Genomic DNA, 25,001 nt, shown 5'->3' with positions numbered 1-25,001 from the left:
AGAATGATGATGTTTAAACAGATTTTATGCTGCCTGCTGCTGTTCCCCATAACGCTGTGCGCAGAAACAACCACTGTTGCGCCTGCTAGCCCGCTGCCGGATGCTGACAAATTGCTGGTGCAAGTCGTCGATGGCGCAATCATCCCGCTCTACCGCGATAACAGCGATGCTGACCAGCTTGCCGCCTTTCAGGGTGACACCGGCAAACGCCGCTGTGCTTACGTGCAAGCCGCCAGCGAGCTATTGCAAACCACGCTGCACAGCATTGCCGAAGCTTGGGTCAACGACAAAAACGGCTACGCCACCGCGTTCCGCACGGCTGACAAAGGCAATACCACCTTCGCCAGCTCACGCCAAGCGGTGGATTTGCTGGTCGGCAAGTTATTCCAATCCGCCGAAAAACTCAGTAAAAACCGCATCGGCAATGCGCTCGGCAAAGGTATTGACCTCAATACAGAAGGCAAGCAAGAGGTGCTGAACACCTCCAATGCCTATCAGTTGGAAGCATGGCGTAGTGGCTATGCCATCCAAGTCATCCGCGCCAATCAAAGCACTCGGCGTGCAACTTGGTTTCAACGATAATGATGGGGATTAAGCCATGAAACTCGCCACCGAATCCGAATCCCGTAGGGGCGTATTGCATACGCCCTCTTCCACCACCCTCTACTCCGCCAGCGCCAACCCCACTGGCGGACACTTCCTAACCCGCTTAGATATGGCAAGCGGGCAAGTCCAATCTTGCGCCGTACCCGAACAACACCCCGATTTCGGGCGGCGCAAGCTCAACCTCGACACCATGCAGCCGTCTTTGGTGTATGTCGACGCAGCCAGCGGCAAGAAAATCGACGAATACCGTTTGCCCGACCATCATTTGAGCATCCGCCACTTACTTGTCACCGCCACGGGCGATGTCGGGGTGGCATTGCAATACGAAGGTGATCTGTATCAACGTCAACCGCAATCGTTAGTAGCCTGGCAAACCCACGGTAAAGATTTGCAACTACTTGGCATTAAGCCAACTGCCATTCAGCTCTTCAACGGTTATATGGCAGATCTTGCGTATGATCCACACCAGAAAATTCTCGCCGTCACCTCACCACGCGGCAATCACATCACCTTCTGGAACATTGAAACACAAACCTTTTTGTCTGCCAGCAGCCTGACTGAACCTAGCGGCATCCAGTTCATGCCGAATACTGAGACATTCCTAGTCTCCGGTGCAACAGGGGAACTGCATACGGTTACAGCAAGCCCGACGGAAATTAGCGCAACCAAGTTGCAATACATGTCCGCGACATTATGGGATAATCACTTGGTTTTAGCTTAATTTTTACTACATCGGAGTTTACCTCATGAAAAAAACCGTATTAGCACTATTGATCACAACCGCCCTCACCAACCCCGCGTGGGCAGTCAATATCAACGAGCAAATGGAAATCACGGGTGGCGTTCAGCTCATCTACGGCACACGCGATAGCGAAGTAGAGGATGGCGCTGGCAATATCAGCAATGAAAAAGTCGATGGTTTCGCTGCCCAAGCCGTCACCTTGGGCGCAGTTTACAAGCCCAATGAACACGTCGATGCCACTATTTCCGCGCTCTACGAAGAAGAGATTGATGGCGTCGTCACCGATCCCGAAATCGACCAAGCCTTCGTCACATGGCACGCCCGACCCGATGACAAGCTCGATATTTCTGCGGGTAATCAATACTTACCCTTCGGCAAATACGAAACAGCAATGGTACACGACCCGCTCACGTTGGATTTAGGCGAAGGCTGGCGCGACAAAACCCTCACCGCGACCAGCAAACAAAGCAATCTCACCGCCACAGGTTTTGCATTTGCCGCCGAAGCCACCCAAACGGCTGATGGCAGCAAACACGATCAAGGCTACGGCATAGGCATCAGCTACGACACCGAAACGGCTCACGCTGGCGTTGATTACATCAATAACTTAGGGGAATCAGGTGGCTTTGCTGATGTAAATAATTCCACCGACGTAGTACCCGGTGTAGCCGTGCATGGCAGTGCCAAACTGGGGCGCGTAACGGTATTGGGTGAACACATCATGGCAACCAAATCCTTCCAAACAGGCGATTTGGCGGATGCGGACGGCGGTAGCCTGACCGCTGCGGCGAAACCCTCTGCCACCCATATCGAAGCGGATATTGATCTGAATAATGACCGCACGCTAGCGATGTCATGGAATAAAACCAAGGATGCCGATACCCAACTGGATTTAGCTGAAAAATCTTACGGCATCACCTACCGCCAACCCATCATGAAAGGCATCGAAGGCGCGGTGGAACTGATGCAGGCAACAGATTACGACGACCTGAAGAGTAAAAGCGTCACCGCACAAATCGCTTACGAATTTTAATCTTGACTGCTGAGGATATGAGCATGAACAAACTATTACTCGCGCTGGTCATCACCAGCATTGCCGCCCCCGTGCTGGCAGATGGCGAAGTCAACGTCTATTCCGCTCGCAAGGAACAACTGATCAAGCCGCTGTTCGACAAATTCACCGAACAAACCGGCGTTAAAGTCAACCTCGTGACAGGCAAAGACGACGCGCTATTGGAACGCCTCAAGCTCGAAGGTGAAAACACACCTGCTGATTTGCTCATGACTGCGGATGCTGGTCGTCTCTACCGTGCGGTCGAGATGCAACTGACCCAACCCGTCGAATCCGAAACACTAAAAAAAGACATCCCTGAAAACCTGCGTGACCCCGCCAATCAATGGTTTGGGTTGACCTCCCGCGCTCGCCCAATCTTTTACGTGAAAGACAAAGTGAAGCCGGAAGAACTGTCCACCTACGAAGATTTGGCTGATCCGAAATGGAAAGGGCGTATCTGCGTGCGTTCTTCCGACAATATCTACAACCAGTCGATGCTTGGTTCGATGATCGCGGTGAACGGCGCGGAAAAAGCGCAGGAGTGGGCGGAAGGTTTAGTGAAAAACTTTGCGCGTCCACCCGAAGGCGGCGACCGTGACCAAATCAAGGCGGCAGCGGCTGGACAGTGCGACATTGCGCTTGCCAACACCTACTACTACGGGCAAATGCTGACGAGTGAAGAGGCGGAAGACAAAGCCGCAGCGGAAAAAATGGCAATCTTCTGGCCTAACCAATCCGACCGTGGCACACACATTAATATCAGCGGGGCGGCTGTCACCAAAACCGCCAAAAACAAGGATAACGCCGTCAAACTGATGGAATTCTTGGTCAACGATGAATCACAAAAATGGTACGCCGAAGCCAATCAGGAATACCCCGTGAAAGCCGGTATTGCGCCCAGTGCAATGCTCAAAGGTTGGGGCGAATTCAAAGCCGATAGCCTGAACTTGTCCGAACTCGGCAAACACAATGCCGAAGCAGTCAAAATCATGGATAAAGCTGGGTGGAAATAAAACCCCTGCTCTGGCGTGCTGTGCTGTTGGGCATGGCATTGCTTACTGCTTTGCCGATCCTCGCGGTGTTCGGCTACGTGTTCGTGCCTGCGCCTGAAGTTTGGCAGCATTTGCGTGAAACAGTCCTCACCGATTATTTGCTGAATACGCTGTGGCTAGTGTTGGGTGTGGGGTTTGGCGTATTGCTGCTGGGGCTTCCGGCGGCATGGTTGAACAGCATGTGCGAGTTTCCGGGGCGACGGCTGTTTGAATGGGCATTGCTATTGCCGATGGCGATGCCTGCCTACATTATTGCCTACACCTACACCGGGATGCTGGATTTTTCGGGGCCGGTGCAAACCTTGTTGCGCGAGCTGACGGGCTGGGGGTATGGCGATTATTACTTCCCGAATGTGCGCTCCCTTGGTGGCGCAATCACCATGTTGTCGCTGGTGCTGTTCCCGTATGTGTATTTGTTGGCGCGTGCGGCGTTTCTGGAACAGTCAATTTGCGTGCTGGAAGTGAGCCGTACATTGGGGTCAAACCAGTGGCAAAGTTTCTTTCGGGTGGCGTTGCCGTTGGCACGGCCTGCCATTATTACCGGTTTGTCGCTGGCCTTGATGGAAACGCTGGCGGATTTTGGCACGGTGCAATATTTCGGCGTTTCGACCTTTACCACGGGTATTTTCCGTACTTGGTTTGGGCTGGGCGATCACGCGGCAGCTTCGCAATTAGCGGCGTTGCTGATGGGCTTTGTGTTCATGCTGATCCTGTTGGAACGTTGGTCGCGCAGTCGAGCGCGGTATCACCATACCTCCAGCAAGTATTCGCGCATTCCGAAATTCCGTTTGCGTGGCTGGACAGCAGTGGCTGCGGTGTTGGTGTGTGCCCTGCCCTTGTTGCTGGGGTTTGTGATTCCGGTAGGACAATTGCTGCATTGGAGCATTAAGGTTGCCAGCAAGGGGCTGGATAGTGATTTCATTAATCTGGTGTGGCACAGCTTGATGCTGGCAAGTTTGGCTGCGGTGTTTGCGCTGTTGCTGGCGTTGATTTTGGGTTATGGCAAACGGCTGAATAATGATCCGCTGGTGAATATTGCTTCGCGGATTGCGGCAATGGGATATGCGATTCCGGGGACGGTGATTGCGATTGGGGTGCTGATTCCGTTTGCGTGGGCGGATACGCAACTCAACCACCTGAGCAAGCAGTTTTTCGACAGCAATGTGGGCTTATTGCTGAGTGGCACGCTGTTTACGCTGTTGTTTGCCTACAATGTGCGCTTTTTGGCGGTGTCGCTGCAAACGGTGGAAGCGGGTTTGGGTAAGATCAAACCGACGCTGGATAATGCGGGGCGTTCGCTGGGCTTGAGTCCGTTGGGCGTGTTGCAGCGGCTGCATTTGCCCTTGATGAAAGGCTCGTTACTCACCGCGATTTTGCTGGTGTTTGTGGATGTGCTGAAAGAATTGCCTGCCACGCTGATTTTGCGCCCGTTCAATTTCAATACGCTGGCAGTGCGGGCGTATGAATTGGCTTCGGATGAACGGCTGGCGGATGCGGGTTTGCCGTCGCTGATGATTGTGGCAGCGGGGATTATTCCGGTGATTTTATTGAGCCGTTCGATTAGCAAATCGCGGGCTGGGGAACATTGATGAGCAAGTTAGTCCTGCAAAACATTCACATCGAATACGGCAGTAATGCAGTGGTACATGATGTCAATCTGACGGTGGAAGACGGGCAAATCGGTTGTTTGCTAGGGCCAAGTGGCTGCGGCAAGACGACCTTGCTGCGGGCTATTGCTGGTTTCGAGCCTGTCACCCGTGGCAGGATTACGCTCAAAGATCAGGTGATCAGTGCACCCGATGTGCAGTTGCCGCCGGAAAAACGCAATATCGGCATGGTGTTTCAGGATTACGCGCTGTTTCCGCACCTGAGCATTGCTGACAATATTACCTTCGGGATTCGCAAGCAGTCGGGCAAGGACAAGGCGCGGCGCGTGGCGGAATTGCTGGAACTGGTGAATTTGCCCGGTTACGAAAAGCGTTACCCGCACGAATTGTCAGGCGGTCAGCAACAGCGGATTGCGTTGGCACGCGCCCTTGCGCCGCAACCGCGTTTGCTGTTGCTGGATGAGCCATTCGGTAGCCAAGACGTGGAATTGCGCGAAATGCTGGCGCGGGAAGTGCGCGATATTCTCAAGCGCGAAGGCATGACCGCCATTCTAGTCACGCACGACCAGCACGAAGCATTTGCGATGGCAGATGAAATCGGTGTGTTACAAAGCGGGCGTTTGCAGCAATGGGACACGGGTTACAACTTGTATCACAAGCCGGTGAATCAGTTTGTGGCAGGGTTTATTGGGCAAGGTGCGCTGATTGCGGGGACAGTATTGAATCACGACACTGTTTCGACTTTATTGGGCGCGGTCAAAGGCGTGATACCGGCGGAATGCCAGCCGGATGCTGCCGTGGATGTGCTGATTCGCCCGGATGACCTGAAACTGGTTGCTGATGCACCGCGCAAAGCCAAAGTGGTGTCGCGGGTATTCCGTGGCGCGGAATATTTGTATGTGCTGGGGCTGGAAGATGGTAGCCAATTGCTGGCACTTGCCCCCAGCCATCAAGCGTATGAGGCGGGGGATACCGTGGGTTTCACGTTGGATATGCAGCACTTGGTGGTCTTCGCTTCACTCGTGCCGTAACGCATCAATCGGGTCTAGCCGTGCCGCCCGTTTCGCAGGCATGTACCCAAACAACACGCCAATCCCTGCCGAAAATACAAACGACAGCAAATTAATGCCCACGTTGAAGGTATACGGCACATTCATCACCTGCGACAAACCGATGGATGCCAGCGTTGCCAACCCAATCCCAACCAAGCCGCCAAGGGACGCCAGTACCACCGCTTCGATCAAAAATTGCAGTAACACTTCGCGCTCCAATGCCCCAATCGCCAGCCGGATGCCGATCTCGCGGGTACGTTCGGTCACGGACACCAGCATAATATTCATAATGCCGATCCCGCCGACCAGCAAACTGACCGAAGCCACCGCTGCCAGCAAAGTAGTCATCACTTGCGTCGTGCCGGACAAGGCTTCAGCAATCTGGCGGGTATCCTGCACGTTAAAATTGTCGTCCTTGTCATCCCCCAACCTGCGGCGTTCGCGCATCAGGTTGGTCAATTGCTCTTTGACGCTGGTAATATCGTTTTCATCCGCAACCGACACTTGGATGCTGGACACGTTCTGATTACCCGTCAAACGCCGTTGCACCGCTTTGATCGGCATAATGACGGTATCATCCTGATCACGCCCCATCGACGCTTGCCCCTTGGATACCAAAATGCCGATGATTTCGCAGGAAAAGTTATTCACCCGCAAGCTCTCGCCCACGGGTTGTTGCGTGCCGAACAATTCACGGCGAATAGTTTCGCCGATCAAACACACGGTTTGCCCCGCCTTTTCTTCTGCCTCGCTAAAGGTGCGCCCTGCCGCTAGTTTCCAGCTTCCGGCAATGAAGAAATCGTTGCTCGAACCTGTGACGCTGGTTGACCAGTTGTTTGACATAGAAACGACCGTCGCGCTCTTGCTCACCTCCGGCGCAACGGCTGCCAGCCCGGTGATTTGGTTACGGATAGCGGCGACATCTTCCAATGAAAACGGTGGCGAACCGCCGCCCCCGCCGCCACCCGGTGGCCCCATCATGCGTTGCCCGTTACGGATTTGCAGCAAGTTGCTACCAAGGCTGGAAACCTGATTTTTCACCGCTTGGGTTGCGCCATTGCCCAGCGTCACCATTGTGATGACGGCGGATACACCAATCACAATCCCCAAAATAGTCAGGAAGGAGCGCAATAAATTGCGGCGGATTTCGCGCAGGGCGAGTAAAAAGCTGCTCCATAACATTAGGTGATCTCCCGTTTGCGCACGTCGCTGTCGATATTGCCGTCAACGAAGTGAATGATGCGTTTGGCGTATTCCGCCATATCCGGTTCGTGCGTCACCATTAGCACGGTAATGCCCTTGTTTTCGTTCAGATCAGTGAGCAATGCCATGATTTCATTACTGGTTTTGGTGTCGAGGTTGCCGGTCGGCTCATCCGCCAGCAAAATAGTCGGGTTAGTGACCAGCGCCCGTGCAATCGCTACCCGTTGCTGCTGCCCGCCAGAAAGTTCCGCCGGAGTATGATGCCCCCAACCTTCCAACCCCACCTGTTTCAAAGCCGCTTGGGCAGCGGTATGCCGCGCTTCGGTGGATTCGCCCCGATACAGCAGCGGTAATTCCACATTTTCCTGTGCGGAAGTCCGCGCCAACAGGTTGAAACCTTGGAACACGAAGCCCAGATAATGCCGCCGTAACAGGGCGCGTTCATTGCGCGACAACTGTTCCACATGCACATCACGGAACAAGTATTCGCCGCCGCTGGGAACATCCAAACAGCCCAGAATATTCATCGCGGTGGATTTGCCTGAACCACTCGGCCCCATGATGGCGACAAAATCGCCTTGCTCAATGGTCATGTCGACCCCATCAAGCGCCTTGAAACTCGCCTGCCCTTGCCCGTAGATTTTGGTGATGCCGCGTAATTCGATTAACGCACTCATGGCTTGCCACCTGTTGTGCCGCCTGTGCTTTCGGTAATCACAGCCATTCCCGCTTTCAAGTCGCCGCTAACGATTTCGGTTTGCTTGCCATCGCTAATGCCGATTTTGACTTCGACTGCTACGGGCGCGTTATTGTCCAGTACCCAGATTTTTTGCATTCCATCGAGGTTGGCGACGGGTGGCGTACCGTTGGTGCGTTTTTTGGCTGTCCCCATACCCGGCGGACGTGGCATCAATTGTGAAATGAAGCTACTGTTGGCACTAGCCGCAGCAGGTGTAGCAGCCACCACGGGGGTAAAGCGCAGAGCAGTATTCGGCACTAACAACACATTTTCCCGTGCTTCGGTCTTGATGGTAGCGGTTGCGGTCATACCGGGACGCAAGGTCAGGTCGGTATTTTGCACCGCCAGCACGGTGAGGTAGGACACCACGTTTTCAGAAGTATCTGCCCCCAAACTGACGCGGGTAATTTCAGCGGGGTATTTACGCCCCGGCCATGCGTCCACGCTGAATTCGGCTTTTTGCCCGGCTTTGACTTGCCCGACATCGGCTTCATCCACGCCGACTTCGACTTCCATTTGTGCCAAATCTTCTGCCAGTGTGAACAAAGTTGGCGCGGACAAAGACGAGGCGACGGTTTGCCCCGGTTCGACGGTGCGGGTCAGCACGACGCCGTTAATCGGTGAGGTGATCGTCGCTTTGCCGAGATTGGTTTCGGAAGAACGTAATTCGGCAGTGGCAGAGGTCACGGTGGTTTTGGCGACTTCGGCATCGGCTTGGGAACGTTCCAGCGTCGCTTCGGCGGTATCCAGCTCGGATTGGGCGGGCAATTTACCGCCGGATGCGTTGTACAATTCGCGCAAACGGTTGAGTTTAGTCCGTGCCTCTTTGACGCTGGCGGCGGCTTGTTTGACTTTGGCTTGGGCGGATGCCAGCGAGGCTTTGCCTTTGGTAATGGTATCTTGCAACTGGGTGGTGTTGAGGCTTGCCAGCTTCTGTCCTTTTGTCACCACGGCGTTCGCATCAACCAAAACATCATCGACCGTACCCGACAGTTCCGTACCAATATCGACTTGATTCTTGGGTTTTAAGTTGCCCGTTGCCGTCACTGTGACGCTGAGGTTGCCGAGTTTGGCGGGGGTGGTTTTGTAGCTAGCTTGACTTTTGGTTTGCGATTGCCCCATGAAGTAATAGCCTGCGCCGCCTGACACTAGCCCCGCGACCAGTAATGCTAATAGCCACTTGCTCTTACTGCCTTGGGATTGCTTTTTGCCGCCTGCTGCCAATACCGCTTTGACGGAATCGTTGCTGGTTGAATTGATTGGATTGCTCATAAGGTTCTCCTACCACGCTCCGCCGATGGCTTTGTAAAGGCTAATCATTGCCTGAGTGTGTTCTGCTTGTGCGGACAACTGGCTTTCTTGTGCGCTCAAGACGCTGCGTTGCGCGTCCAGCACATTTTGGAAATCAGCAGTGCCTGCGTCATAGCTGAGTTGCGCCAGATGTTCGGCGCTGCGTGCCAGTGCCACGTTTTGCGCCAATAACGGTTGGCGTTCACGTAGCGATTGCAGGGTGGAAAAGCTGTTTGCTACGTCCTGTAACGCCCCTAACACTGCTTTTTGGTAGCTGGCAACGGCTTGTTCGCGGGCGGCATCTTTGGCTTCGACTTGCTGTTTGAGCCTGCCACCGTCAAATAAAGGTGCGCTGATGGAAGCAGCGAGGGAACGGGCGATGCTGCCAGTATCCAGCAAATCCGCCAGACTTAGGCTGCTAAGGCTGAGTGAACCGCCGAGATTGAAACTGGGGTATCGGTTAGCTTTGGCTTCGCCGACCCGCAATCCGGCAGCGGTCACTTTGTATTCGGCGGCTCGAATGTCGGGACGTTGACGGATAGCATTCGCCGGAATGTTATTCAGCAGTTGTCCGCCAGCGGCGGGAATGGGTTTGGTAGCGGCGAGTCGGGTGTTGAGTGCGCCCGGTGCTTTGCCAGTGAGGATGGCGAGGGCGTGTTGTGATTGGGTCACACTGTTTGCCAACGCGGGGATTTGTGCTTGGGTTTGCCCCAAACTCAGCTTGGCTTGATCGGCTTCTAAGTCACTGGCAAGCCCTGCTTGTTGTTTCAGACCGATCAGGCGCACGGTTTCGCCACGCGAAGCGAGGCTTTGGCGCGACACCGCGAGGCGGGCTTGTGCCAGCCGCAGGTTGACGTAGCTGCTGGCAACTTCGGCGGCGAGTGAGGCTTTGACATCTTCCAGACTGGCTTGGGTGGCCTGCAAGTCGGCGGCGGCGGCTTTATCGGCTAAACGGTTGCCGCCGAAAATGTCGGCTTCCCAACTGGCATCGAGGTTTGCGCCGTAGCTGTCATTGCCACCGCTGCGGCGGGCGGATGCGCCGCTGGAGAGGCTGGGGAGCAAACTTGCTCCGGCAATCGCGCGTTGGGCGCGGGCTGATCGCAGGCTGGCTTGCGCGGTTTTGATGTCGGGGCTGGCTTGCAGGGCTTCTTGGATCAGCGCAGTCATGAGCGGGTCGTTGAAGGTTTGCCACCATGCGGCTTGCACGGGTTGGCGTAAGTTACTGGCTGCTGATTGGTGCGCCGCGCTGGTACTGGCGGCAACATCGCGCACATTGCTGGCGGGTGTGCAGGCGAACAGCGACAGGCTGACTGCCACACTGGCGAACACGGTAAATGGTTTATAAACAATCATGCCGAATTTTATCCTTAGCGTTTTTGCATAGTACAAGTGTGGCCTAGCGGCGGGTAAAGGTGGGTAAACGCCATGTAAAGATATGTAAAACCGCTGTTTCCGTGTGGCAATGTCCGTGATCATTGCGTCATCGAGCGTTTTTTACGACTACAGGAGATGTAAACATGGATACCGCTACCCTGCGCCGCTGGGCGACACCGTTGACGATTGGCGCGTTTATGCTGATGTCGATTACCGGCATTTTAATGTTTTTCCATATCAATGTAGGCATTAGCAAAGTGGCTCACGAATGGCTGAGTTGGGCGATGGTCATTGGCGTAGGCTTGCACTTGGTAACGAATTGGAAGATGTTTGCACGTTATTTTTCGCAAAAAGCAGCGCTTGGGGTGATCGGCTTCTTTGCGATATTGACGGTTGCCTCCATGCTGATTCCGGGTGAGGAAGAACGTCGGGGGCCACCGGGTGCGCAAGCCAGCAACGTGCTGATGAATGCACCGCTGGATAAACTTGCGGGTATCACGGGCAATACCTTGGAAGATTTGCAGGCGAAATTGCAGGCGCAAGGCTTGAAACTGGATGCGACGATGGTGTCGTTGGATGCAGTGGCTAAGCAAAATCAGCGCAATCCGGTGGAAGTGTTGAATGGCGTGATTGCCGCGAAATAACTTAATCCGGGGAGAGATACGCCCTAAAACTCCCCGTATCCGTACCCGCCGCACTGACCACGTAATCGTAGCCCTCGCCCCCTGCCAACACTTGCCAAGATTGTAAGGTGATGTTTGGCAGGGCGAACAAATGCAGCAAAAAGTCGGTTTCCACCTGATTATTAACATCGCCACGCCCCCCGTAACCGCTCTCAATTTTGATCAAATCACCTTGGATTTCGACAAGGTTGTATACCCAAATATTGCGCGGATCTTTGCCCGTCAAATTACCCAGATAAGCATCTGCATTCGTGCTATCCATCAAGGTATAGGGGGTATCGGCACACTGGCTGTAGCCGTCGAGGCTAGTGTTTACGAGCTCCTGCTTCAATGCCGCAACACTATCGGGGGTAACGTGCGCCAGCAGCAACCAATCAGGTCCATTGCCATTCGCGGCAACTTGCCAGCACCACGGTTTTACCTTTGTCATTCTTGTTCTCCATGTACGCTCATCGCGCCGTCAGTATACACTCTGCGCACTATTGACCCATCAGGAATTGAATCATGCTGTATTGCTACGGCGACTTATGCCCGCTACGCGCCGACTGCTATCGGCATACCCAACCGACACCGGGGCGGGACAGATTCGCCGCCCTGCCCTACGATGCTATCAGCGGAACGTGCGACTATTTCCACAGCAATGAACCGATCGAAGCCCTGATCCGCGAAACCGCGTATTACTTGTGGCGGCACGAAGGTTGCCCCGACAATTGCGCCGACGAACATTGGGCGCAAGCATACCGGAACTTATGCCTAAGCACTGGGCGTGTAAAGCCGTGTAAAGAAATGTAAAACCCCCTGCCCTTGCATTTCAATCACCGTATGATTCAAGGTATTACACCACTCAGAAGACAATCATGAGCAAGCTATTACTGGTCGACGACGACATCGAACTCACCACCATGCTGACCGAATATTTGGAACGCGAAGGTTTCGACATCACCGCTGTGCATAACGGTGACGCAGCCGTGCGCGAAGCCCTCAACGGCGATTACGCGCTGGTGGTATTGGATGTGATGATGCCCGGCATGAGCGGCATCGAAGCCCTCAGCCGCATCCGTACCCATAGCAAAATGCCGGTACTCATGCTCACCGCCCGTGGCGACGACATCGACCGCATTATCGGTTTGGAACTCGGCGCGGACGATTACGTCCCCAAACCGTGTATGCCGCGTGAATTGGTTGCCCGCATCCGCGCCATCCTACGCCGCACCAGCAACGACACCACCACCGATCACGAACCGCTACAAATCGGCGCACTCACCCTTTACCCCGAAAAACGCCAAACCCTATGGCACGGGCAAGCCTTGGAACTCACCAGCACCGAATTCAACCTACTGGAAGTTCTCGCTCGCCAAGCCGGTCAACCCGTCAGCAAAGCCGACCTTTCCAGCCACGGTTTAGGGCGACCATTGACTCGTTACGACCGCAGCATCGACGTACACATGAGCAGCATCCGCCATAAACTCGGCAACTTACCGGATGGGCGTTCCTGTATCCAAACCGTGCGCGGCATCGGCTACCAATTGATCGGGGAATAAACATGGGCAGACTGTTCTGGAAAATCCTCCTCACGTTTTGGCTCACCCTGCTGGTTGCGGGCGGAGTCACCGGCATTGCGGTCTGGTTGCACCACAGCGATTTGCAGGACATGGAAAAAGATGTGGTGATTCGCCCCAGTTCCGTCCTCGCGGTCAAAGCGGCTGCCAACACCTTCCTCTATGGCGGCACAGCGGCGATGCGCAATATGTTGCTGGAACAACGCGATGAAGCCCCCCAAGACCTGCAAATTTACGCCGTGGATGCTAACGGCAAAGAGCTGCTAGAGCGCACCGTGTCGGATGATACCCTCCAACGGGTTCGCGCCAGCCTTGGGAAAGATCTCAAACTGCCTATCGTCCGCCAAGTCGAAACCGGCGCAGAAAGTTACCTGTTGTTCGCGCCACTGGCGGGGCAATACCCGCAATTCCAGCAAGAACGACGTCTGCCACCACCGCACCGGATTTCTACCCCAACCCTGATTGTCTCCGGCATTGTTGCCAGCTTTTTATCCAGCTTCTTGCTGGCGTGGTATTTCTCGCAACCCATTGGCATTTTGCGCAAAGCCTTCCGTGCCGCAGCCAAAGGCGATTTGAGCCAGCGCGTCACCTCAACGATGGGTTCGCGGCGTGATGAAATTGCTGATTTAGGACGCGATTTCGACGATATGGCTACCAAACTGCAAATCCTGATGGCATCGCAACGCCGTTTGCTGCACGACGTTTCGCATGAATTGCGCTCCCCACTAGCACGCTTGCAAGCCAGCATCGGTCTGGCGCATCAACAGCCAGAAAAAGTTGCCAGCAGCCTTGCCCGTATCGAACACGAAGCCGGACGTCTGGATACGCTGGTGGGTGAAGTGCTAACGCTTTCGCGCCTCGAATCCGGCGTGCCGCAACCGTTGGATGAATACATCGACATTCTGGAACTTGCCGATGCCGTGATTGATGATGCGCGGTTTGAAGCGAATGCGCTGTCCCGCCAAGTGGTGTTCCAGTGCGATGTTGAGGGTAATCCGATCATTCAGGGGCATGGTGAATTGCTGTATCGCGCCTTGGAAAACGTGGTGCGCAACGCCATTCACCACACGCCCGAAAACACGGCGGTCACGTTGGCTATTCACCAAGATGCTGCCGCGTCTAGTCTGCATCTGACGGTGGATGATCAAGGATCGGGCGTGCCCGAAGCGGAATTGAGGAGTATTTTCGAGCCGTTCCAGCGCAGCAGTAACGCCAGTGCCAGCCGTAACGGTTACGGGCTGGGCTTGGCGATTGCGCGGCGAGCGATTGAAAGTCACGGCGGGACGATCCGAGCCAAAAACCTCAACAGCGGTGGCTTACGGGTGGAAATTCATCTACCGCACATCCTCACGTAATACCGCCCGTGCTGCTGGTGGCAAACGGCGGAAACCTTGTGCTTCACGCGCTAACAACGCTGTGCCGACTACCGCTGGCATTTTACTCACCGCTAAAGCACGTTGTAGCCCTGAATCACGCTCCTGTTGAATGCCTTCCAACGTAGTACTTTCTGCGGCCATTAAAGTGGTACTGGTTGTGGTGGTGGAACGTTTACCGCCGCCGCCACCTTTAGCCGCTCTGGTCTTGGTGGGTTCAGTCACCGTCGTCGGGGCAACCCACGCGGTAAATGTTCCCGTGTAACGACTGTCAGCGATAGCGGTGTTGTACGCTGCCAAGCCCGTATTGCCCACGCCATTCAATGCCCAGCTCAATTCCTTATTGGTGTTAAACCATGTCACCGCGCGAATCGCGGGGTATTCTGCCAACATGCGGGTATACATATCCTGCACCCACACCGCTTTGCTTTGCCCTGCATCGCTGTCATCGCCGCTCATGCCATAGTCGGCATTCGGCAGATCCTGTGGTTCGGCGGAGGCGACTTCTGCCAGCAATACGGGCTTATCGGGGTAATTCGTCACGAGCGTTGTGTAAGGCGCACTAAACACTTCCGCGAAGCCTTTCCACTGCGTAAAGCTGTAATTGCTGCCCCAATTGTAGCCATCCAAGGCCGTCCAGTTCACTACATCATTGCCGGGGTAATAGCGGGTAATGTCGTTGTAATTATCAACGCTGACATTATTCGCACACCACACCCATTCCACCCCAGTCACACCGGCTTGCGCAAAACGGTTGTGTAGGTAACGCCACGCCGTTTTCAAACCATCGGGGTCATTGCTCCACGGATACCAGTTGCCGTTGAATTCGTGCGCAAAACGTAATAACACCGTGGGTTTTTGATCAGTGGGGTACGAGGCTTGCCACAGTTTCAGGCTATTGATCCAACCGTCGATGTAGCCATCCCATTGCCCGCTACTGATTTCACCCAGCAAATTAGCATCAGGTCGGCTGGATATGCTTGGCATCCACGTAATCAGCGGCGTGGCTTTGCGTGACACAATATTGGATACCTGTACATTCAAGCTCCCCCAATCTTGCCCAAAGCTGGAAAACAAATTGACCACCGCCAATGACTTGGCAGCATCGGTATTGAATTGATCAATTGGCGCAGTATTCCAACCATCATTGTCAATATACGCCCCCAGCATCGTGGCGGACTGTGCCGCACCCGCTGAGAGAAACCCAGCGATAGCTACGCCGAGTAGCGTCCACTGCCTAGTATTTTTCATGAGAAATCCCTCTCTTACGGTTTAGTAGTGGCTTATAGCTTGGTGAGACTGGAGGCTTTCAAGCTCACATCATCACCAGTCACGCTGGTGCTTTTATCCAAGAAACTATCCAGTGGGTAGCCGAATGCAGTGTCATACGTCGTTTTGACCGTGGTGTACCTGCTACTAATCGCGGTTTCGACTTGAGTAAACAACTGCTCAACCGTTTTACCTTTGGCTTTCAAGTCTCTGGAAGACAAGGCTTTATTGGTTGCCAGATTCATGCCTGCCGTCAATACACCGGCTTTAACGGTCAGCTTTAAACGCAATGCCGCACTCGTGCCGGTTTTCTGTTCCAACACATAGGTGTAATTCAAGAGGTTTTGTGCACGCCACAGATCGCGGTTTTTCTTCAAATCACTCAGCAACACCGCGTAAGGGTCAACGGGCGCGGTAAAATTAACGGCTGCTTGCACGGCGGCAGCGGCATCCAACAAACCCGTGCCACAACTGGCACAAGGTTGCGGGAAGGTTCGCACACTCGACTTCAGCAGACTTTCCACCTGATCCGGTGTCAGGGCGGGATTGGCTGATAGCATGAGTGCCACCACACCTGATACGTGGGGCGTTGCCATGCTCGTGCCTTGATAATACTTGTAAGTGTCGGCAAGCGCCGTTTGCGTACCCGTATTTAGGGTGGAAACGATACCGTCTGTTGCGCCGGTATTCATCGAACCACCCGGCGCGGCTAAATCGACGACATTGCCGTAGTTGGAATAGTAAGCCCGTCCGCCATTTTTGCCGGTCGCAGCTACCGTCACAACACCGGCACAGTTGGCGGGTGAAAATTGGCTGGCATCGGTATTGCTATTGCCTGCCGCCACCACGACCACGGCATTTTTGCCACGCGCTGTATTGATGGCATTCTGCATGGTTGAACCGCAGGCGGATGCGCCACCCAAACTCAGGTTAATAACCCGCGCCGGATTCGGGTTCACAGGTGCACCGGATACCGTGCCGCCTGCCGCCCAAATAACACCCGCAGCAATGTCAGAGGTATAGCCACCGCACTTGCCCAACACTCGTACCGGCAATGCCTTAGCGGCATAAGCGACACCTGCAACACCTTCGGCATTGTTACCAGCAGCCGCAATCGTGCCTGCTACGTGTGTACCATGCCAACTGCTATTGATGGTCGTCGTGCTGCCACATTCGCCTGCCAGCACGTAATCACCTGCATCCGTCGCATCACTGTCGCGCCCGTTGCCATCATTTCCTGTCACCGTATCCGCAATCATGTCGTAACCTGCTAACAGATTCGGCAATAAATCCACATGCGGCAAGACACCGGTATCGACGATAGCCACGACGCTACCCCGACCAGCGGTGTAACCCCATGCTTGATCAGCGTGAATACCACTGATGGCATCCAACAATGACCATTGATAATTCAGATAAGGATCATTCGGTACGACTGGCGCAGGCACAGCCATACGGTTCAGAATATAGTCCGGCTCGACGTATTCGACTTCCGGTAACTGCTTCAGCCAAGTGGATAACTTGTCCCAATCGGCTTTCTTTTTACGCTTCTCGAAACGAAAAACATCCGCTTTATCAGGCGTGGTTTTGGCGTAAGCAAATTTTTCACTTTTCTCAGTACGCAGACGAGACAACGCTTTATCGACAACGACAGGGCTTGCATTATCACGGAAACGAATAATCAACTGATCGGTATCGGGCTGTGTTTGTGGGGGCAACGCAACCGGATTTTTAGTAGAGGGTGGCGCATCGGGCACGTTCGCCGCTACGGTTTGAGCAGACACAGCAGCAGAAATAGCCAACACTAATGCACATAGATGAAGACGTTTAGGGGTTAACATCGGTTTTTATCTCAATTTTATTGTAATGCCCTGTTCGCTAATTATTATTTTTTATATAAAGGCAATATTGACAGATAACCGATGAAATACAATCCCCAACTGATAAAAGGTAGTGATGGGTTCAGCGTAACGTTAAGAAGCCGTACCCGGCACTGCATAACAGCACCGGGCAGGTTTGGAGAAATGAGATTTAAGCAACCACTACACGGATAAAGTAGTGATTATCGTCAGCGTCACGGCACACCACGATATTGCAGTAGTGGAATAGAACACCTGAGCCAACCTCAATATTGCTCACATCCCCACCAACAGCAACAAAGCCTGCTCGCGGCGCACCGCAATGGCTAGAGCCGAGTTTGTCGTAGGTGGCGGGTTGCAAGGTGAGTGAATCGTAGGCATCCAATACCGAACAGTCATGCTGGCTGGAATGACTCCACAAACGCGTCACCGCACGCGGGTTGTGCCCACGGAACGCGTCTTTTGCATTCCGCACGAGTAGCAGCAACCAATCAGCACCACCGTCGATGTCCGGCAAATCAAGCGTCAGTGAGTGCGTATCTGGCGACACATCGGGTAGGTCAATGTCCATATCCGGCGGATTGAGGATCGGCTTGTGCGGGTCAATGCCACTAAAGTCAATTGTTGGTGCTTTCAGCTCGAACGACGGTGCATCAATATCAGGCAAATTGGCTTCAACCTCAGGTAAAGCCTTGTCATCAAATGACATCGCCGATGCAACTTTGGCACTCAAACCTACACCAGCCGTAACGACTACCGCTTTCGCCATATCCAGAAAACTGATCCCATCCTCAATATCAACTGGCGGCGCTTGCACAGACACATCCGGCACATCGACGTCGAACTCAGGGAGATCAATGTCCATATCCGGCGGATTGAGGATTGGCTTGTGCGGGTCAATGCCGCTGAAATCCAGTGTCGGCGCTTTCAGCTCGAACGACGGCGCATCAACGTTAACCTTTGGAAGATCCATCGCCATATCTGGCAAATCGACTGCGGGTAGTTTCAAGGAAACTTCTGGCAATTTCAACGCAACATCCGGCACATCAACGTCGAACTCAGGGAGATCAATGTCCATATCCGGCGGATTGAGGATTGGCTTGTGCGGGTCAATGCCGCTGAAATCCAGTGTCGGTGCTTTCAGCTCGAACGACGGCACATCAACGTTGACCTTTGGAAGATCCATCGCCATATCTGGCAAATCAACTGCGGGTAGTTTCAAGGAAACTTCTGGCAATTTCAACGCAACATCCGGCACATCGACGTCGAACTCAGGGAGATCAATGTCCATATCCGGCGGATTGAGGATTGGCTTGTGCGGGTCAATGCCGCTGAAATCCAGTGTCGGTGCTTTCAGCTCGAACGACGGCACATCAACGTTGACCTTTGGAAGATCAATCGCTATATCTGGCACATCAACTGCTGGCAGTTTCAAGGAAACATCCGGCAAGTCGACCTCTGGCACTTTCAGCGTAACATCTGGAACATCAACTTCCGGCAGCTTCAACGAAACATCCGGCGCATCGACTTTAGCCGTGAACACATCACGCGCAACAGCAACCGCGCCCGCCGCAGCGGCAACACCACCTAATACGGTCGCTGACGCTGGTATATTCACCTTAGGCAGATCCGCATTAGGTCTAGGCACATCCAGCGGACGGTGCCGATGCAACACCACTGGCTCATCCACCACCGTAGGACGGCAGAACAGTGATTTCAGGAAACGACCAATACCGTATCCCAGCAAAAAGGCCACTAACAGCCACAGCAATGCCTGTAACAGAAACATCGTCATGATTTAATCCTCTTTACCGGAACGTGAAAACCAACCCATCAACAAGCCGAAGATAAACGTCAGCAAGAGCCACATGAACAATTCTGAAAATAAATACATCATAACGTTCTCCTTTACTGAGGGTTGATGTCAAAGGTAATTCTGCGGTTCTGCGAACGACCTGCCTCATCATCGTTCGAGGCAATCGGTTTGCTTTCACCCAAACCAACACTCGTAATCAAACCACCCTCAATGCCCTTTTTGACGAGGTAATCTTTCACCACACCAGCACGTTGCTGACTCAATTTCTGGTTGTAAGTATCGTTACCCACATTATCGGTATGTCCACTTACTTGAATGCCGCGTCCTGCAATGCTTGACTGACAACTGGAAATAATACTGGCGAGCGAATCCAACAACGCAAGGCTATCTTTCTTGATAACAGACCGATTGGTTTCAAACAGAACCGTTTTGCCGGTCATGGCATCGTTCAATTGCTGCTGGCAATTCGTTACCGCTTGCTGTTCCGGTGTAGAGGCGACGGCTGGTTCTACTTTGGTAGGCGCGGCTGCTACGGGTGTAGGCATAGGCGTTGGTTCGGGCGCAACAGGCGCTTTGACCGCTAATTGATCCGCAATACCTGCACCCAAAACTTGTTGGGCTTTTGCCAACAATCCGGCTTTGTCCGCGTCGGATGGCAAATCCCCACCGATGCTATTACCGGCGGCGGAAACTTTCAGGCTAGCATTTTCCAAACCCTGCAACGCAGGCAGCAAACCCGCCACACTGTTCAACCAATCAGCGGGCGCAACACCATCAGCCAGTTGCATTTGATTGTCGATTTGCATTGTGCCATAAGCGCCCTGCACGGCTTTTACGGCAGCAGCAATTTCTTGCTGAGAACCCATCACACCTTGCAGCACAATCTTGCCTTCCACCATTTGCAGTGAAAAGTCGGGCGCTTTCAACGGAGTAGGTGCGGATGCTTGTACAGGCTCAGTGCTGGCGACAGGCGCAGCGACTTGAATAGGTTCTTCTTGCGCAGGAGCGGCAGCAACTTCGATGAGGTTTTGCACCTCGCGCACACCATAAACATTTTGTACGGTTTTGAGCGCAGCATCACGCGCTGGAGCGGAAGCTGCCATGCCTTGAAGCTGCACATCACGCCCACGCTGCTCAAGGTTCACCGTTGCCCAATCCAGGCCCGCTGCTTTTAATGCCGCTGAACTACGAGTCGTTAAATCTTTTTCAACCACACCCTGACGCGCAGCCGTCATCAGGAAAAATAGCAGGGGCAACCCCAGAAATGTCAGCAACCACCACCACATGGCAGGCAATTCACCGCAACAGCACGAGCGTTTTTTATCCATAACACGATCCTTTGGTTATCGTTGTAAAATATCCAACATCTAGTGTAGTAGCATTAATTACCAATTAAGTTTTAAAAATGCTTATTAGACGGATAATTTTTCCCGCTGATCGGTCGGTTTAGGGTTTTGCGAAGGCTCAGTGTTGATCCACATTGACTCTTATAATTTACTAAAGGCGGCAGCAATATCATCAATGGTTAAGCAACGTTTGATCGGTTCGATGATAACTGGCTCAACAAACCGATATTCATCAGGAATCAATAAGGTCAATGTCCAAGTCGTTGCATTAAATAAGGCTTTTTCCTTGGATAACTCCACCGCTTTGGGAAAAACATATAACGGTGAATAAAAGCAGACTTTATAAAAACCCGACTGCAATTTAAGTTTTCTGATATTAAACGTGGTTTCAGATGGCTCGTCTACTTGCTTAAACGCAATTTTTCCCGTTTCACTGGTGTCGAAGGATAGCCAATCGCCCGAACCCCAGCCTAGCTTTCTAAACAAACCTGCGCCAAACGACAGACACAGATTATCCCGACTGCCGATATGTTCCATATCCAGAATAATATCGAAACTTCCGGTGGAAGGTTTTTTACTCATTTATATCCTCAACTGACACGTTCAACCAAAATCACGAAATCTTATTGAACAAAGATACTAGCTGCATACAGCTTTTACTATTATTAGACGTGGTTAATCTGCTAATCCTACAGGCGTAGAGCAGATTAACTCGAAGAATAACAGGCACACCCGCAAAATAAAAGACCTGTTTAATCATAAGATTTGCCGCTTGGCGTAGAAATGCCTATGATGCTGGCGATGACAGATCAGAATGACGAGCATCATGCTTTATTTATGTGAAAAACCCAGCCAAGCACGCGATATTGCCCGCGTGTTAGGGGCGAATGGGCGCGGCGACGGCTACCTGCAAGGTCAGGGCATCACCGTCACTTGGTGCTTTGGGCATTTGCTCGAACAAGCCGAACCCGAAGCCTATGGTGAACAATATAAACGCTGGAATTTTGCTTCCCTGCCCATCCTGCCTCAAGAGTGGCAACTGGATGTGAAAAAATCCGGCGCAAAACAATTCAAAGTAATCAAAGCCCTGCTGGCAAAAGCACAACACGTGGTGATTGCTACCGATGCGGATCGCGAAGGCGAAATGATTGCCCGCGAAGTGATGGAACTGTGCCGTTACCACGGGCAAATTTCACGCTTATGGCTGTCCGCACTCGATGATGCCAGCATCCGCAAAGCCTTAGGGCAACTCAAACCGGGTACTGCCACCGAAAAACTGTATCAAGCAGGTATCGCCCGTAGCCGCGCTGACTGGCTAGTCGGCATGAACTTGAGCCGTGCTTACACTTTGGCAGCGCAATACAGTGGGAAACTCGGTGCAAACGGTGGCGCATTGAGCGTGGGGCGCGTGCAAACCCCTACTTTACGCTTGGTGGCTGACCGCGATGAACAGATTAAACACTTTGTGCCAGTGGATTACTGGGATGTCATCGCAGCATGTTTACCTCCCGAAACACCGCAATCGTTCAAAGCCAACTGGGTTGCCCCCAAAGGCAAAGAGGGTGTGGACAGCGAAGGGCGGTGCATCGACAACGCGCTAGCGCAACACGTTGCCAGCACTTGCCAAGGACAAAACGCGACGGTGCTACGCTGCGATACCGAACGCAAACGCCAGAATGCACCATTGCCCTACGAACTTTCCGGCTTGCAAGTCGAAGCCTCACGCCGCTGGGGAATGAGTGCCAAGCAAGTGCTGGACGTGGCACAAGCCTTATACGAAACCCACAAACTGACCACCTACCCACGTACCGATTGCGGCTACTTACCCGTTTCACAACATGCCGATGCTGCCAACGTATTCAGTGCACTAACGCACATCGACCGCAACTTAGCGCCCTTAGTGGCACAAGCTGACCCCAAGCGCAAAAGCAAAGCGTGGGATGATAAAAAAATCACGGCTCATCACGGCATTATTCCCACTGCCGCACAAGGCAGCATTGAACGCTTGTCGGAGGCTGAATTTTACATCTACGACCTAATTCGTAAACGCTATCTGGCACAATTTTTCCCTGCCTACGAATACGACCAAAGCGTGATCGAACTCGATTGCCAAGGGTATATCTTTCGTACCTCAGGGCGCGTCGATCGGGTCATGGGCTGGAAAGTGGCTTACCAAGAACCGGGCGATAATACCCCGATTCCAACGGCTGACACGCCAGAAAAAAACGCCAAAACGCCTGAAGAAACGCAAGCATTACCCAAACTCACCGTGGGCGATAGCGTACTTATCGACACGACCGAACTCGTGCAACGCCAGACCAAACCGCCCGCGCCTTACACCGAAGGCACGTTGATTCAAGCCATGAAAAGCGTTGCCAAAGCGGTCGAAAATCCCAAACTCAAAGCCATCCTCAAAGAAAATGCTGGCATTGGTACGGAAGCCACCCGTGCCGCGATCATCGAAACGCTGCTAACCCGCAAACTGCTCGAACGCGAAGGCAAAAAGAAACAACTGCGGGCAACGCCCAAAGGCATGGCACTGATTAGCATGTTACCGAATGCTGTCAAAGACCCAGCCCTCACCGCCGCGTGGGAACAAGCCCTCGAAGCCGTTGCCAATGGTGAAATGTCGCTGGAACAGTTCATGGAAAAACAGCAAACTTGGCTGCTCAAAGTGCTAGAACGCGCCAAAGCGGGCACGGGTATTAACCCCGCCGCTTTAGCTGACTTTCAACCGAAAAAAATGGCTACTGTTCCTGCTGCCGTACCCATTGCTGTTGATGACGCGCCACCAGAGCGTAAAACCTGCCCCGCTTGCGGCAAAGCGATGGTGAAACGCGCCGGAAAATACGGCGTTTTTTGGGGATGCAGCGGCTATCCCACCTGTACAACCATTGTGAATATTCGCCGAGGTAATGCAACATGATGCTTTTAAAGAATCCTGCCCTACTCCGCTCACACGCTTACCTAAACGGTGCATGGGTCGCGGCGGAAGATGGCAGCACCCTAACCGTCACCAACCCTGCAACGGGCGCAATTATTGCCACCGTTCCACGTTGCAGTGCCGTGCAAACCCGCGCTGCGATTGACGGCGCTGTGCTGGCGCAACGTGCATGGCGCAAACGAACTGCTGCCGAACGCTCTAAAATCTTACAGGTTTGGTATCAGCTCATGCTGGACAATCAGGAAGATTTGGCGCAACTCATGACCGCTGAACAAGGCAAACCGCTGGCAGAAGCACGCGGTGAAATTGCGTATGCCGCCGCCTTCATCCAATGGTTTGCGGAAGAAGGTAAGCGCACTTACGGCGATGTCATTCCCTCACCTTTTCCCAATAGCCGGATTGTGGTCATCAAAGAACCCGTTGGGGTATGCGCGGCGATTACACCGTGGAATTTTCCTGCCGCCATGATTACCCGAAAAGCCGCTCCAGCATTAGCGGCAGGTTGTGCAATGGTCGTCAAACCGGCGGAACAAACGCCATTGTCAGCGCTTGCTTTGGCAGTGCTGGCGGAACAAGCGGGCATTCCAGCGGGTATTTTCAGCGTGATCACGGGTGAGCCGCAAGTGATTGGTGGCGAGTTAACCGCCAGTGATAAAGTGCGCAAACTCAGTTTCACTGGCTCGACCGCTGTGGGTCGCTTATTGATGCAGCAATGCGCCCCAACCCTGAAAAAACTCTCGTTGGAACTGGGTGGCAATGCGCCGTTTATCGTGTTTGACGATGCCGATCTCGATGCAGCGGTAGCCGGTGCAGTCGCCTCTAAATACCGGAATGCCGGGCAAACTTGCGTCTGTACCAATCGCTTTTTAGTACAAGCCAGTGTCTACGACGCATTTGCCGAAAAGCTCGCGCAGGCTGTTGCCAAGCTCAAGGTTGGACACGGAACAGAAACCGACGTAACGCAAGGCCCTTTAATTGATGAAGCAGCTCTCTGCAAAGTCGAAGCATTGGTAGCAGATGCGGTGCAATGTGGTGCAAAAATTGTAGGTGGCGGACGGCGACATGAATTAGGCGGCACGTTCTACACGCCAACCGTATTAACCAATGTATTGCCGAGTATGCGTGTGGCAAAAGAGGAAATCTTCGGCCCTGTTGCGCCGTTATTCAAGTTTGAAACGGAAGAGGAAGCAATTCAGATGGCGAATGACACCGAATATGGCCTTGCAGCTTACCTGTATTCGCGTGATATTGGGCGCGTTTGGCGCGTTTCTGAAGCCTTAGAATATGGCATGGTAGGCATTAATAGCGGGGCAATTTCTACCGAAGTCGCGCCATTTGGCGGTCAGAAAAGCTCAGGCTTAGGGCGGGAAGGCTCGAAATACGGCATTGAGGAATATCTGGAAGTGAAATACCTGCACATGGGGCTTTGAGGT

General features: G+C 53.3%; 22 protein-coding genes. 12 read left to right on the top strand and 10 right to left on the bottom strand.

The features are described from left to right. The first annotated feature begins 3 nt into the window (after positions 1-3). Genes J1836_RS12025 through J1836_RS12000 form a run of 6 tightly spaced genes read left to right on the top strand, consistent with a single transcriptional unit; the run spans position 4 to position 6,092 of the window. Positions 4-582, top strand: coding sequence for an imelysin family protein (locus J1836_RS12025; protein WP_207251306.1), 579 nt, complete (start codon positions 4-6; stop codon positions 580-582). A 16-nt stretch (positions 583-598) separates the two neighbouring features. Continuing rightward, the gene (locus J1836_RS12020) at positions 599-1,327 is read left to right on the top strand and encodes a DUF1513 domain-containing protein (RefSeq protein WP_207251305.1); all 729 of its coding nucleotides are present in this window, start codon (positions 599-601) and stop codon (positions 1,325-1,327) included. A 25-nt stretch (positions 1,328-1,352) separates the two neighbouring features. Then, positions 1,353-2,381, top strand: coding sequence for an LbtU family siderophore porin (locus tag J1836_RS12015; RefSeq protein WP_207251304.1), 1,029 nt, complete (start codon positions 1,353-1,355; stop codon positions 2,379-2,381). A gap of 23 nt (positions 2,382-2,404) precedes the next feature. Then, a complete protein-coding gene (locus J1836_RS12010) occupies positions 2,405-3,415 on the top strand; it encodes a Fe(3+) ABC transporter substrate-binding protein (RefSeq protein ID WP_242632807.1) in 1,011 nt (336 codons plus the stop codon). Positions 3,416-3,447: 32 nt separating this feature from the next. After that, complete coding sequence (locus J1836_RS12005; protein WP_207251530.1) at positions 3,448-5,043, top strand: ABC transporter permease; 1,596 nt, start codon at positions 3,448-3,450, stop codon at positions 5,041-5,043. Further along, the gene (locus tag J1836_RS12000; RefSeq protein ID WP_207251302.1) at positions 5,043-6,092 is read left to right on the top strand and encodes an ABC transporter ATP-binding protein; all 1,050 of its coding nucleotides are present in this window, start codon (positions 5,043-5,045) and stop codon (positions 6,090-6,092) included. Before J1836_RS12005 ends, J1836_RS12000 begins: the two co-directional genes overlap by 1 nt. Here the strand turns inward: J1836_RS12000 and J1836_RS11995 are convergent. The 4 genes from J1836_RS11995 to J1836_RS11980 are packed head-to-tail and all read right to left on the bottom strand — an operon-like array spanning position 6,078 to position 10,698. After that, positions 6,078-7,295: an ABC transporter permease gene (locus tag J1836_RS11995; RefSeq protein ID WP_207251301.1), complete on the bottom strand. Its 1,218-nt coding sequence runs from the start codon at positions 7,293-7,295 to the stop codon at positions 6,078-6,080. The two genes, J1836_RS12000 and J1836_RS11995, sit on opposite strands and share 15 nt — an antisense overlap. Beyond that, positions 7,295-7,993, bottom strand: a complete 699-nt coding sequence (locus J1836_RS11990; RefSeq protein WP_207251300.1) for an ABC transporter ATP-binding protein — start codon at positions 7,991-7,993, stop codon at positions 7,295-7,297. The genes J1836_RS11995 and J1836_RS11990 overlap by 1 nt, the downstream gene beginning before the upstream one ends. Next, positions 7,990-9,327 (bottom strand): efflux RND transporter periplasmic adaptor subunit, encoded by a 1,338-nt coding sequence (locus J1836_RS11985; RefSeq protein ID WP_207251299.1) that lies wholly within the window; start codon positions 9,325-9,327, stop codon positions 7,990-7,992. Before J1836_RS11985 ends, J1836_RS11990 begins: the two co-directional genes overlap by 4 nt. A 9-nt stretch (positions 9,328-9,336) precedes the next feature. Further along, positions 9,337-10,698, bottom strand: a complete 1,362-nt coding sequence (locus tag J1836_RS11980; RefSeq protein WP_207251298.1) for an efflux transporter outer membrane subunit — start codon at positions 10,696-10,698, stop codon at positions 9,337-9,339. Positions 10,699-10,862: 164 nt separating this feature from the next. Here J1836_RS11980 and J1836_RS11975 point away from each other — a divergent pair, with 164 nt between their 5' ends. Then, complete coding sequence (locus J1836_RS11975; protein WP_207251297.1) at positions 10,863-11,363, top strand: DUF4405 domain-containing protein; 501 nt, start codon at positions 10,863-10,865, stop codon at positions 11,361-11,363. Between the two features lies 1 nt (position 11,364). Here J1836_RS11975 and J1836_RS11970 read toward each other — a convergent pair whose 3' ends face one another. Continuing rightward, entirely contained in the window at positions 11,365-11,832 is a 468-nt protein-coding gene (locus tag J1836_RS11970) for a hypothetical protein (protein WP_207251296.1), read from the bottom strand. 74 nt (positions 11,833-11,906) lie between these two features. Here J1836_RS11970 and J1836_RS11965 point away from each other — a divergent pair, with 74 nt between their 5' ends. From J1836_RS11965 to J1836_RS11955, 3 genes are all read left to right on the top strand, one after another. Then, positions 11,907-12,194, top strand: coding sequence for a DUF2934 domain-containing protein (locus tag J1836_RS11965; protein ID WP_207251295.1), 288 nt, complete (start codon positions 11,907-11,909; stop codon positions 12,192-12,194). A gap of 65 nt (positions 12,195-12,259) precedes the next feature. Continuing rightward, positions 12,260-12,943, top strand: coding sequence for a response regulator transcription factor (locus J1836_RS11960; RefSeq protein ID WP_207251294.1), 684 nt, complete (start codon positions 12,260-12,262; stop codon positions 12,941-12,943). 2 nt (positions 12,944-12,945) lie between these two features. After that, entirely contained in the window at positions 12,946-14,316 is a 1,371-nt protein-coding gene (locus J1836_RS11955) for an ATP-binding protein (protein ID WP_207251293.1), read from the top strand. Here the strand turns inward: J1836_RS11955 and J1836_RS11950 are convergent. From J1836_RS11950 to J1836_RS11930, 5 genes are all read right to left on the bottom strand, one after another. Then, positions 14,296-15,585: a glycoside hydrolase family 26 protein gene (locus J1836_RS11950; protein ID WP_207251292.1), complete on the bottom strand. Its 1,290-nt coding sequence runs from the start codon at positions 15,583-15,585 to the stop codon at positions 14,296-14,298. The genes J1836_RS11955 and J1836_RS11950 overlap by 21 nt on opposite strands. Positions 15,586-15,617: 32 nt before the next feature. Then, positions 15,618-17,444 carry a S8 family serine peptidase gene (locus J1836_RS11945; RefSeq protein ID WP_207251291.1) on the bottom strand — a complete coding sequence of 609 codons (1,827 nt, stop codon included), beginning with the start codon at positions 17,442-17,444 and terminating at the stop codon, positions 15,618-15,620. Positions 17,445-17,634: 190 nt separating this feature from the next. Beyond that, the gene (locus J1836_RS11940) at positions 17,635-19,257 is read right to left on the bottom strand and encodes a hypothetical protein (protein ID WP_207251290.1); all 1,623 of its coding nucleotides are present in this window, start codon (positions 19,255-19,257) and stop codon (positions 17,635-17,637) included. 113 nt (positions 19,258-19,370) lie between these two features. After that, positions 19,371-20,606 carry an OmpA family protein gene (locus J1836_RS11935; RefSeq protein WP_207251289.1) on the bottom strand — a complete coding sequence of 412 codons (1,236 nt, stop codon included), beginning with the start codon at positions 20,604-20,606 and terminating at the stop codon, positions 19,371-19,373. A gap of 159 nt (positions 20,607-20,765) precedes the next feature. After that, positions 20,766-21,206, bottom strand: a complete 441-nt coding sequence (locus tag J1836_RS11930; protein ID WP_207251288.1) for a hypothetical protein — start codon at positions 21,204-21,206, stop codon at positions 20,766-20,768. A 244-nt stretch (positions 21,207-21,450) separates the two neighbouring features. On the opposite strand from J1836_RS11930, the gene J1836_RS11925 reads away from it, so the two are divergent. Beyond that, the gene (locus tag J1836_RS11925) at positions 21,451-23,550 is read left to right on the top strand and encodes a DNA topoisomerase III (RefSeq protein WP_207251287.1); all 2,100 of its coding nucleotides are present in this window, start codon (positions 21,451-21,453) and stop codon (positions 23,548-23,550) included. Then, a complete protein-coding gene (locus J1836_RS11920) occupies positions 23,550-24,998 on the top strand; it encodes an NAD-dependent succinate-semialdehyde dehydrogenase (RefSeq protein ID WP_207251529.1) in 1,449 nt (482 codons plus the stop codon). Before J1836_RS11925 ends, J1836_RS11920 begins: the two co-directional genes overlap by 1 nt. Positions 24,999-25,001 lie beyond the last annotated feature (3 nt).

The sequence above is a fragment of the Thiothrix fructosivorans genome (assembly GCF_017349355.1).
Classification (GTDB): Bacteria; Pseudomonadota; Gammaproteobacteria; order Thiotrichales; family Thiotrichaceae; genus Thiothrix; species Thiothrix fructosivorans.
The sequence above is the reverse complement of the archived record's forward strand: the minus strand, read 5'-3'. Positions and strand labels throughout refer to the sequence as shown.